This window comes from Streptomyces sp. NPDC001709 (assembly GCF_053596375.1).
In genome coordinates this window covers 46,289-56,957 of record NZ_JBSFGB010000050.1, presented here as the reverse complement: position 1 = coordinate 56,957, position 10,669 = coordinate 46,289, and the positions used below count along the sequence as shown (strand labels likewise).

At 68.3% G+C, this 10,669-nt stretch carries 11 protein-coding genes and 2 pseudogenes; 5 read left to right on the top strand and 8 right to left on the bottom strand.

Annotated elements, in window-relative coordinates; genetic code table 11:
* Positions 1-180: 180 nt before the first annotated feature.
* The gene (locus ACWC0C_RS42195; RefSeq protein ID WP_450870014.1) at positions 181-1,206 is read left to right on the top strand and encodes an FKBP-type peptidyl-prolyl cis-trans isomerase; all 1,026 of its coding nucleotides are present in this window, start codon (positions 181-183) and stop codon (positions 1,204-1,206) included.
* Positions 1,207-1,459: 253 nt separating this feature from the next.
* Here ACWC0C_RS42195 and ACWC0C_RS42190 read toward each other — a convergent pair whose 3' ends face one another.
* Together ACWC0C_RS42190 and ACWC0C_RS42185 are read right to left on the bottom strand one after the other, a co-directional pair.
* Positions 1,460-1,846, bottom strand: coding sequence for a helix-turn-helix transcriptional regulator (locus ACWC0C_RS42190; RefSeq protein ID WP_450870017.1), 387 nt, complete (start codon positions 1,844-1,846; stop codon positions 1,460-1,462).
* Positions 1,820-1,978, bottom strand: a pseudogene (locus ACWC0C_RS42185) (cupin domain-containing protein); the annotation flags it as partial. The gene ACWC0C_RS42190 and the pseudogene ACWC0C_RS42185, both read right to left, overlap by 27 nt.
* A 169-nt stretch (positions 1,979-2,147) precedes the next feature.
* On the opposite strand from ACWC0C_RS42185, the gene ACWC0C_RS42180 reads away from it, so the two are divergent.
* Complete coding sequence (locus ACWC0C_RS42180) at positions 2,148-2,285, top strand: hypothetical protein (protein WP_450870012.1); 138 nt, start codon at positions 2,148-2,150, stop codon at positions 2,283-2,285.
* 375 nt (positions 2,286-2,660) lie between these two features.
* Here the strand turns inward: ACWC0C_RS42180 and ACWC0C_RS42175 are convergent, their stop codons facing one another.
* Positions 2,661-3,332, bottom strand: a complete 672-nt coding sequence (locus ACWC0C_RS42175; protein WP_449199968.1) for a pyridoxamine 5'-phosphate oxidase family protein — start codon at positions 3,330-3,332, stop codon at positions 2,661-2,663.
* Positions 3,329-4,537, bottom strand: a complete 1,209-nt coding sequence (locus tag ACWC0C_RS42170; protein ID WP_450870010.1) for a globin domain-containing protein — start codon at positions 4,535-4,537, stop codon at positions 3,329-3,331. Before ACWC0C_RS42170 ends, ACWC0C_RS42175 begins: the two co-directional genes overlap by 4 nt.
* Positions 4,538-5,206: 669 nt before the next feature.
* Here ACWC0C_RS42170 and ACWC0C_RS42165 point away from each other — a divergent pair.
* The gene (locus tag ACWC0C_RS42165; protein ID WP_449199970.1) at positions 5,207-5,704 is read left to right on the top strand and encodes an N-acetyltransferase family protein; all 498 of its coding nucleotides are present in this window, start codon (positions 5,207-5,209) and stop codon (positions 5,702-5,704) included.
* 338 nt (positions 5,705-6,042) lie between these two features.
* Here the strand turns inward: ACWC0C_RS42165 and ACWC0C_RS42160 are convergent, their stop codons facing one another.
* On the bottom strand, positions 6,043-7,098 hold the full coding sequence (locus ACWC0C_RS42160; RefSeq protein ID WP_450870008.1) for an alpha/beta hydrolase: 1,056 nt from the start codon (positions 7,096-7,098) through the stop codon (positions 6,043-6,045).
* A gap of 135 nt (positions 7,099-7,233) precedes the next feature.
* On the opposite strand from ACWC0C_RS42160, the pseudogene ACWC0C_RS42155 reads away from it, so the two are divergent.
* Positions 7,234-7,311 (top strand): annotated as a pseudogene (locus tag ACWC0C_RS42155) (Mobile element protein); the annotation flags it as partial.
* A gap of 389 nt (positions 7,312-7,700) precedes the next feature.
* Entirely contained in the window at positions 7,701-8,084 is a 384-nt protein-coding gene (locus ACWC0C_RS42150) for an ISL3 family transposase (RefSeq protein WP_450870007.1), read from the top strand.
* Between the two features lie 90 nt (positions 8,085-8,174).
* Here the strand turns inward: ACWC0C_RS42150 and ACWC0C_RS42145 are convergent, their stop codons facing one another.
* The 3 genes from ACWC0C_RS42145 to ACWC0C_RS42135 form a co-directional block, all read right to left on the bottom strand.
* A complete protein-coding gene (locus ACWC0C_RS42145; protein ID WP_450870005.1) occupies positions 8,175-8,678 on the bottom strand; it encodes a hypothetical protein in 504 nt (167 codons plus the stop codon).
* Positions 8,679-9,550: 872 nt separating this feature from the next.
* A complete protein-coding gene (locus tag ACWC0C_RS42140) occupies positions 9,551-9,853 on the bottom strand; it encodes a hypothetical protein (protein WP_450870003.1) in 303 nt (100 codons plus the stop codon).
* A 258-nt stretch (positions 9,854-10,111) separates the two neighbouring features.
* On the bottom strand, positions 10,112-10,594 hold the full coding sequence (locus ACWC0C_RS42135; protein WP_450870002.1) for a hypothetical protein: 483 nt from the start codon (positions 10,592-10,594) through the stop codon (positions 10,112-10,114).
* Between the last annotated feature and the right edge of the window lie 75 nt (positions 10,595-10,669).

The window sequence follows — 10,669 nt, the reverse complement described above, 5'->3', positions numbered from 1 at the left end:
GCCTCCGGCGGTGCCACCACCAGGACGCGAGATCCCGCCCGCTGCCCGAGAACGGACCGGTCGAGCGCCGGTATCACCACGTCTCGGCCGGCCGGCGGCAGCACCCCGTAATCCGGGATCTCCTCACCTCAGTCGGCCGCCTCCACACGGCGGCCGCCCACCACTTCGAACAAGAACGTCATGCGTCGAATCACCTCATACTCCTCATTTCTCGCTCTCTCGATCCTGCTGCTGGCCGGATGCAGCGGACACGAATCCGCCCCGGCCGCGCAGTCCACTCACCGCCCCCTGCCGGTGCCCGCGGTTCCCGTACAGCACCGGCTCCCGGTCCCGGACCCCGTCGGTTCGGACACGGCGCTGCCCCGCGTTTCGGGGGAGTTCGGCCACAAGGCCGAGATCGCCATCCCGAAGAAGAAGCCGAGCGGCAGATTCGTCGTCACCCCCGTACATGAAGGAAAGGGGCGAAAGGCGGAGAACGGCGATGTCGTGATCGTCAACTACACCGCGAAGACCTGGAAGCACGGGACTTCGGTACCCGGTACGTACGGCAAGGCCGCAGGCCCCAAGGTCTTCCCCGTCGGCCGCGACGCGGTGATACCGGCGCTCGACCGGTCCGTTCTCGGGCAGCGGGCGGGATCTCGCGTCCTGGTGGTGGCACCGCCGGAGGCCGCCTACGGGGCGACCGGCAACGCCCGACTCGGCGTCTCGGCCACCGACACGGTGGTGTTCGCCGTCGACATCATGAAGATCGTCCCCGCCCGATTGGCCGCCGAGGGGCACCAGGCGGAGACACCGGACGCCCTTCCCCGCGTGGCGGCCGGCCCCGGGCCCGCGCCCATCACCGTGCCCGACACCGCGGCACCGAAGCATCTGGTGGACAAGACGCTCGTCCGCGGCTCCGGGGCGCTCGTGAAGGCCGGGCAGTCGATCGTGATCCAGTACTCCGGCGCCGTCTGGGAGACGAACCGGGGGAAGGACCAGGCGACGCTCTTCGACTCCTCCTGGGCGGCCCACAGTCCGACGACAGTGGTCATCGGCCGCGGCAATGTCATCGAGGGCTGGGACCGCGCGCTTGTCGGCGCACGCGTGGGCAGCAGGGTCCTGCTGGTCGTCCCGCCCGGCCTGGGATACGGATCGAGTGACCGCAAGGGCGTTCCGGCCCGGTCGACCCTGGTCTACGTGGTCGACGTCCTGGCGGCGGCCTGAGTACCGGGGCCGCACCTCACCCACGGCCTTGGGCGGCAGTCACTCGGTCCCGTGGGCGGGGGAGGGGCCGCGGCTCCGAGGCGTGGGCGGGGCGAGCCGTGACGTGGGCTGCCGCGCGCTGATCGAGCAGCACGGTCGGGACGGGGTGCGGGTCGCCGAGGGAAGGTCGATCCGCCGGCGGTTCGCGGCGCGAGTTCGAGTGCGCGGTGGTGAGAGGGGCTGGGGGAAGTGCGAGGGGAGCCCCACAGAAGCCTTACTGTCCGTCAGGTTGGCGTGAAGGGGCTCGCTCACGCGGTCTGAGTGAACCGGACGGGGTGCGCTTGAACGCCACGCTGAAGGCGAAGGGGTCCTCGTACCCGACCTCACGGGCCACGGCGGCGACTGTCGTCTCGGCGTCCTGTAGCAGGTCCGCCGCCAGGGCTATGCGCCAGCCGGTGAGGAAGGTGAGCGTGAGCTCGCCGACCAGCGCGGAGAGGCGGGCGGCGAACGCCGCACGGGAGATGCCGACCCGGGCGGCCGGCTCGGCGACCGTCCACCGACGGGCAGGATCCTCGCGCAGCAGACGCAGCGCCTTGCCGATCAGCGGATCGGACGGCGCCTGGTACCAGGCGCGCAACTTCAGTACGAGGAAGAGGCCCAGCAGCCGCTCCGGGACGGCGTCCTGGCCGGGTTCGTCGCGGGTGGCTTCGGTGGTGGGCAGGTCCAGTGCCGCGCGGGTCGCCGGCCCGGCGGGAACGACCGCCAGCAGCGGCAGCATGCCGAGCAGGCAGTCGCCGACGTCGCCGTTTCGTCCGCCCGTGGATCAGAACCCGAGGTGGGGCGGAAGGGGCGTCGGCGATCGTGTAGCGGCCGGGGCGGGTGATGAGAAGGTGTCGTCGATCCGCACCGCCGCGTGACCGGCGAGCGTGGTCACGACCGTGAGCGGTGGCGGATCGGTCCGCGTGAGCGACCCCGGCCTGCCCTACAAGGCCGGCATCCAGACCACCTACTCCGCCTACGGCAGCGCCCCCAAGATCGCCGCCCCTCCAACGAGCGAGGTGCTGGGCGCGGCGCAGCTGTCCAAGAACCTGCAGGGCTGATTCGGACTTCTCCGACTTCTTCAGGTGCGTGAACGCGTGCTCGCAGAGCGCGCGCATGGACGCGATCGGTCTTGTTTGACATCTACGATCAACTGCCGCAGGGGGCACAGAAAGAGACTCACCGGCAGCAACCAGCAGGTGATCAACGAGGCCCGCATAGACCTCCCGATGGTGCCCCGCGGAGTGGTGTAGCCGGTCGAGCGACGGGTACGCCCGGGTGTCTGCCCAGGGCGTGCAGCCACTGTCTGTGGCTGCTCCCTGCTGGAGTCACTGCGTACGGCCAACGGTGTTGAGACGATCAGGGTGCTGTGCGAACGCATCCTGCGGCCCAGGCGTTTGGGGTCAGGTGTCGCCGGAGCGGCTAGATGAGCGGAATCAGTGGCGGAGCCCCAAGCGGTGTCGCCATGAGGTCCGGCCGGTGTCGGCGTCTGCCGCGTCGGGGGCCTGGTGAGAGGGGGCGGACTCCGTGAAGTAGGCGCTGTCCTTGGGACGGTTTCGGTCCGTGGTCGGGCGGGGGCGCGGGGCCGGTTCCAAGTGGGGGATGTGCTTGGAGCAGTGGACGTAGGCTTCGTCGACGGTGAGGTGGACCCACAGGTGGGGTTGGCGACCGGGCGCGGTGTCGGTCGGCAGATGCGGGTACCACGCGCGGAGGTCGCGGTCGGTGTACAGGCGCACTGTGCCGTTGACGTGCAGCCCTATGTGATCATGAGTGAAGTCCATGAACAGCATGCCGAGGTGCGGGTTCTCGGTCATGTTGCCCGCACTGGCCAGGACACCGTTGCCCCGGTATTCGGGGTAGGTCAGAGTGCGGTCGTCGAGGGAGACGCAGAATCCCGGCGGCCCGGAGCGGAAGCTGCTGTCGCAGGCTCCTCGGGAGTCGGCGGTCGACAGGAACATCATGGTCTGCCGGGCTATGAACTCCCGCATGGCGGGTGTCAGGTAGGGGTGTACCTGGCGGTCGTAGAAGTCGGCCGCTCGGTCAGCGGTGCCGAGCTGCTGCTGCAGCAGTCGTTCACCGAAGGAGCCGTTCGTCTCGGGGCTGTTCACAGCTGGTCGGTCTCCTCTTCAGGCGGGGGCGGCCCCAGAGGGGCGGTCAGGACGGGGACATCCCAGGGGTCGTAGTGGATGTGATGAGGCGGGACACCGTGATGCCGCAGGGCCTGCACGGCTTCGCCGAGCATCTGCGGTGGGCCGCACAGGTACGCCTCGTGCCGGTACCAGGGGCCGAATTCCGCCAATACCTCGGGTAGGGTGCCCTCCAGGCCCACGATGCGCTCGTGGGAGACCGCGGCCCGGACGCGGAGCCAGTGGTAGCGCTGGGACATGCGCAGCATGTCATCCAGCCCGTACAGTTCGTCCGCCGTTCTGGCGCCGATGAACAGACTGACCTCCCGTGCGTCGCCGATGCCGTTCCGGGCCGCCTGCTCGATCAGGGAGCGTATCGGAGCCAGGCCGGTGCCGCCGGCGACGAAGAGCAGGTCCCGTCCGGCGGTCGGACGCAGCACCATATCGCCTTCTGGCGGGCCCAGCCGGACGGGGTCTCCCGGACGGGCGTGGTGGACCAGCGCGTTGCTGACCGTGCCTCCGGGCACCGCACGGACGTGGAAGGTCAGCTGGGAGTTGGGCCGTGGGGCGTGCGCGGGGGAGTAATGCCGCCACAGCCTCGGCGCCCAGGGCGTCTCGATGCTCACGTACTGGCCCGCCACGAAGGGGTACGGCAGCTGTGGCTGGACGGTGATCTCGGCGATTCCGTGTCCGCGGTGCACGTGCTCGACGATGTGTGCGTCCCACACGGCCGGCCGGTGATGTGCGTCCTCCTCGGCGGCGCGGACCATCACGTCCGCGGCAGCGGTGTAGGCGCGCCGCCAAGCCGCCGCCAACTCCGGGCTCCAGGCCGGGCCCGCGTAGTGGGAGAGGGCTTGCAGCAGGCATTCGCCGACGGCCGGGTAATGAGCGCTTTGCGTGCCGAACTTGCGGTGGTCGCGGCCCAGACGGGAGCAGAACGCGATGAGGTTGGCGGGGTCGTCGACCAGCTCCACGATGCGCAGCAGAGCGCGCACCAGACGCTCCCGCTGGACGTCGAGTTCGGCCGGGAACAACTCCCTGACCGATGGATAACGCGCGAAGAGGATGTCGTAGAAGTACACGGCCAGCTCGGCGACGTGAGGTGCGACAACCGCCAGGCTGGCCCGCACCAGCGCGACGTCCTCAGCACTGACAGGGGGCTGGGCGGGTACGGCGTCATGGGTCACCGGGGCGGGGACCGGGCCGGATGGGGCGGCCCTGCTCCAGCCATCCGCCGGCCCCGGCGGCGTGTCTGGGTCCCGGGTGTGCTGCATGGACCGGTATCTGCCCGTCACCGTTGGTCCCGGGTGTGTTCCGTCGCCGATGCCACACTGGCGGGGGTCTGCGGCAGGACGTGTGCAAGGAAGACGTCCCGTCCGTCCGACACGGATATCGCCGGGTGGCTCCCGGAACGGCCTTCACCAAGGCGCGGCATGGGTACGCCATGTCTGACACCAGTGCGCTGGCGGGCGCTGTGCATGGAATGCACGTACCTTTCTCTCACCACGTCGGCGCGCTCGCCAGAGCAGGGCGACGTCGTTGTCGGGCGCTGGGCCGAAGCTGCCGGAGCCGGCGCACGAGTGCGAACAGGTCCTGCGCCGACAGCCCGGCTGCCTAGGACGGGCAACCCCAGGCGCCTGTCACCCTAGCGTTCGAAGATGTCGACATGCGTTCGAGGCAGCCCGGTGGGCAGGTTCAGGGGGGTTTGCCGGGCGGTAGGATTTTGTCAGCGATGTGCCCTGGTCTGGCCCATCATGCGAAACGGCGGCTGAAGATCATGGGCTGGTGCTCAGCTCGGATGGTTGACCCGGTAATCGATTGGGGCCAAGGCACTCTTGCTGGCTACGCTTCCCGGCGTGAATCCCGTGATCGACGTCTTGGCTCCCTCTGAGGTGGACTGTCTGGAGCGCCTTTGGGGGCAGCTCCTGCTCCACCACAGCCGGGAGGCCGCGCATCTGACGGCCCTGGGCGCGGTTCGCTCGCCCGAGGACTCATGGCGTCTGCGGCGGGAACAGTACCTCGAATGGATGCGGGAGCCGCGCACCGCGGTACTGGTCGCTCGGGACGGGGATCACCTGCTCGGCTATGCGGTGGTGCGCATCCTCCACGCCCCGGGATCATGGCAGTGGGGGGACCACGTCGGCGTCCTGGAAACCCTCGTGGTCGATGACGAGGCTCGCGGCGCCGGAGTCGGGCAGTCCCTTGTCAGAGCGGCGCGTGAGCGTCTCGCCGAGTCAGGTGTCCAGGTCATGAAAATCTCCGTCATGGCAGGCAACGACGGCGCTCTGCGTTTCTACCGGCGTGAAGGCGCTGTCGACTTCGTGGAGACGCTGGTCATGCCCGTCTCGGAGTGACGGCGTAGGGCGGACGGGCCCCCGTGAGGATGGTTCTGCACGGGCAGAGGTCCTGCGGACTCCTCAGGCGGCTTTGGTGGGGCGGGGTGCGCGTTGCGCCATCGGATGTAGGCGGCGACGGCGGCGTTCTGCTCGTCGTGAGTGCGGTGGTCGGGGCCGTTGAGGGCGAAGTAGCGCAGGGCCGCGAGCTCCGACTCGATCCAGCCAGCCATGAGCCGTAGGTCGGCAGAAACACCAGCTCGACGTTATTGTCAGCAGCCCGGGTGCGGACCTCGGCATGCCGGTAGCCTTGGGGCTACGGGTGGCCGGGTGGTCCGCACCGTACCCGTGACGCGGCCCTAGACACAGGCCTTCGCGGGCGGTGTGATCCGTTCGAGCCCCGTTCCGACGAACGCGTCGGCCCAGTCTCGTACCGCCCGTTGGTAGGGGACGGTGTTGGTGGCCAGATTCAGGTCGTGGCCCGCCCCGCGCTGGACGTACGTGTGCAGACAGGCCGCAGATCCGAAGTACGGGTCCTCCTGGGCCTTGAGCGCCGCGGCGCTGGCGCAGTTGCCGCTCAGAGAATCGCAGAAGAATCCGTCCTGGTCGCCGACGGCGAGCAAGACCGGGTGCCGGATCTGGCTGGAGTACGGCAGGAGATCGGCCACGCCGAGACCATCGGGCGCCTCGACGGTGCTGAACACGTCCTTGGTCGCCTCATCCGTGGCGAGCACCGCCGGGTCGGTGGTCGCGGGGGCGTAGAAGTCGGCGCCCCGCGTGCCGGGCCTCGTGGTCAGATACCCCGGGTCGTAGGACTTTCCGGCGAATGCCGGGTCCAGGGCCGCGGGGTAGAAGGACGAGGTGAAGATGTCCACGACCCTCGGGGCGACGATCCGGTGGGTGATGCCCGTGAGCAGCACGGCGTCCGCGTCGTTGTAGGTGCCCGCTTCGATGACGCTGATCAGCGAGCCGAGCGAATGGCCACCGAGGATGGCCTTGCGGAAGACCGTGCCGCCGATCCGGCCGCCGCGCAGGGCCTGGATCACCTGGTGCACGGCCCCGGCCTGGACGGTCGCGGTGACCACGGCGCTGGGCGGGCGTGAGCTCGCGCCGGTTCCAAGCCGGTCCACGACGAACGTGGCATAGCCGGCCCCATTCATGGCCTGGCGGAAGTCGTATGTCTCGGGTTGGTATGGGAAGTCCCAGTAGGTGTGGTTGTACGTCGCGCCGGGCACCAGCACCATCACCGTGTCGGCCGTACGGCCTGCGGGCACGCACAACGTGCCGTGCATCGTCGCCGACACGGCACCGGTGACAGGGACGTCGGCACCCTGGCACGAGACCGGCGCTGCCTGCGCTGCCCCGCTGGGCACACATACCGACAGCAGCGCGGCCAGCCCGAGAACAAACCGCACTCGCACATCGTTTCGAAACCAGCCCACATGTGCCTCCACATTCCGCAGTACGCCAGCCAAGGGCTGCCGACCTGAGCCGAAGACAGGAACATGCAGGCCACAGGCTTGCCCCAGCAGTCGCCCGAACTAAAGGTTTCTCATTGGCTGAACCGCATCCAGGCCCAGTTCACTGCCCTGCGCTACTTCGCTCTCGACGGCACGCACCCGACCACGCCGGCAACAAAACACTGCGCCCGTAGTGCGCGATTGGCCAGAGCAGGCGAGGGTCGTGCAGGGGCGAGCGCCCGGCGCGCATTGCGAGTGCGCGGCGCGTTGTCCAACGGACCACTGGGTCTGTGCCCGGACTGCCAGAAGCGCGCAAGAAAGGTTCACAGCTCGTACCAACGGACCTGGACGAACGGCCGTTAGACGACAGACGAGTCATGATCCGGTATCGAGCACGGTGGTTCTTCTGCCGACGGACGCGGTGGAGCTGGGCGGCCGTCCGGCCGTCCAGCCGCGCGGCCGTGCCGGAGGTCACGGCTGGCTGCGGGGCCGAATCCCGGCTGCTCAGACTCCTGCCGGCACCGCCGGTGCCGGACCTGGCCCCGCGGGTGCCAGAGGTGGACGAGTTCGCCTTCCGTAAAGGCTGCACGTACGCCACCGTCCTGGTCGACGCCGAGGACGCCCGGGTCGTGGACGTGCCGCCCGACCGCACGTCAGAGACGTTCGCGGCTTGGCTCAAGGACCATCCCAGCGCGGAGATCGTCTGCCGCGACCGGGCCAGCGCTTACACCAAGGCGGTTAAGGAGGCCGCCCCCAGCGCCCTGGAATTCGCTCATCGATGGCATCTGCCGCAGATCCTGTCCGCTGCGGTGGAGCAGACCTGTCATCAGCACCGCAACTGCCTGCGTAAACACGCTGACCAAGAGCCAGAGCCTACGGCCGAACAGGACGAGCCGAAGCCGATGCGAGGCCTTCGCCAGCTTCCTCCGCCCGGACCTTGACGCCCTCACTGTGAGCCTCACCTTGCCGTGGAGTTCCGGCGTCGTCGAAGCGCGGTGAACCGCTTGATCAACCAGCCCGAAGGGCTGCCCTCACTGCCAGAGGTCAGCTCCGTCGCGCCCGCTGGGATCCATCGTCAGGAGGTCTTCATGCAGGCCCGACAGAGCCCGCCCAGTCGGGGAGCCGTCTTCGCTCGACTCCATGACGACCCAGCCGACATCCACACCCGACGAGTTCACATCGCCGCCGGCGTCCAGTTCGTCGAGCGTCGCGAACACCGCCTCATAGGCAACGGCTCGGACCAGGCGAACAAGGTCCTCCCTGTCCGCCCTGGCGGCAAGAAGGCGTTGGGCGGCAGGCAGTTGATCGAGCGAGGCCGGCTCGGCCCAGCCGTCAACCGCACCTCGCCACAGACTTCGCAGCAGCACAAATCGCGCGAGCCGCGGAAGATCTTCCAGGACTTCCGACTTGACCAAGTCGACAGGATCGGTCACGCCGAGGGCGCTGAACTGGGCACCCAGCCACTGAGTAGCGGTCTTACGCGGCACGTCCAGGCTGTTCAGCCACTCCTGCCATGCTGGTTGAGGATCACTCACCGCAACAGAATGCCCTAGGGTCGGGGAAACGGGCGAACGGCCGATCGGTGCATCTCTCCTGGCGCACCAGCCGCTGTGGTTCACGGAACTGCGGCCAGAGTGTTCGGCGTCAGGACGGGGTGGCTGTCTGCATGACGGCGTGCCAGGGGGTGGCGTCGAAGATCAGGCGGATGGTGTCGATCCGGCCGTTGGCGAGGTGGAAGTGTTCGGCGGTGAGCTGGGTTCCGATGGCAGCGGTCCGCCACCTCCAAGGCAGCCGGGGGAGTGTCCTTGATTGCCTTGGTGTCGGCGCTGGCGCGGTCGCGGCAGGTGATTTCCGTGCCGCGGTGGGCGGTCAGTCGGGCGGCGAAGGTCTGTGAGGTTCGGTCGGGCAGGATCACACGGGAGACGTGCGACTACGACAGGTCGACCCGCTCGGCGATCGACTGGGTCGACCCATGCGTGGCGTTCTTGGGCATCGTCTCCAGCGTCATCCGGATAAGCTCGGCGACCTGCTCATCAGTGGCCGTAACCATCCGGTCGGGTTGGGCCGAGCCGGGGTGCGCCGCCCAGGCCGTCCAGTCGGTCCTTGAGAAGGCGCTCCTGCCACTTGGACACCGTCTCTGTGACTACGTCGGTCGCGGCCGCCACCGCGAGCTGGGCTGTGCGGGGAAGCCCATAAGGCTCCATCTCGTCGCAGGCCGGCACGATCCGCGCTCTCAACCCCGGGGCCCGCGGCGTTGATTGCTCCCGCACCCATGTCCCGAGCACCTGCCGCTCGTGATCCGACAACACCGGCTCGGCCGGTTTCGGCCCCGGGCATGCCATGCGCTGGTCAATGATGGATCAAGGACTCGGGACTTTAGAGCCAGGTCGGCCGGCCGCGCCTGGATTCAGGACCAGACCAGCGGTCCGCACGTCTCGTAGGAGAAGTCGGAGCCGAACGGCGTGATGCAAGCGGTGACGCCGTGCACGCCGTCCGCGAAGTACGCGTCGCCCGTGGAGTAGTAGTACCAGCCGCCCGGCTTGGCCCATCCGCCGGTGGTCTTGTTCGTCTGGTCGATGCTGATGTAGCAGGGGCCGGAGACCGCGGCCTCCGCCCAGTGGGCGGAGTCCTTCAGGATGTATCCGTGGCACCCGTAGTTCCAGACGTCACCGCCGTCGTAGGTGGCGGCGGACGCGGCAGTGGTGGACACGAAAAGCGCACCGCCTGCAACGACTCCGATGACAGCGAGCTTTGCCCTTTTTCCGATCCCCATGATTCCCTCCCTGACCAAAGGCGCATCGCCTCCGGTGCTGTTTGACTTCCTGGCTCCAGGGAATCGGATGACCCTTCAGTCGTCGAATGATTCGATTGTGTTCGAAGACGATCGCAGCGGGAGGGGGCTGCTCGTGATCCGGATCGACCTGAACGAGCTGGCGACGTCTTCGGCACTGCGACCTGACGCACAATGTCACGGCCTGTGGGCGGTCTTGCCGGAGTCGCTTTTATCGGTCCGGCTGCCCCATTGCTGAATGACGAACTGGGTTGCATTGGTGGCTGCGTCGAGCAGGTCAGGTTCGTCGAGGAGCGATCGGTCGTGGAGCAGTGTCCCGAGGGGAGGTTCTCCAATCAGGGTCTGGCTTTGAGTGGAGCCGGAGAACGGTGTGTTCTGCGGCGGGAACAAGATCAGGCGAAGGGTGGGGTCACGAAGTGCTGTCTGCAGAGCTTCTTCGGGTTCCGGTGGGGTGAGGAGGCCGCCCTTGCCGAACAGCTGAGCTATCTCTGCGAAGGAGGCTTGTTCTCCTAGGACAGCTGCGCCAAAGGCCACCGGTATCGCGATGACCCCGACGATCACTGTTACGAAGCCGATTCCCTTCACCGTCTGGGTCGTGGCCGTGTCGTCCGAGATGTACTCGATGAGGGTGCCGAGCTGGCCGAGTGCGAACGCCAGCACCCTCACCTGGGGGTGGGGCGGTCGCCAGGGTGGGATCGGTGGCCGAGGGACTCGCGCGGACGACGGCTTGGTCGC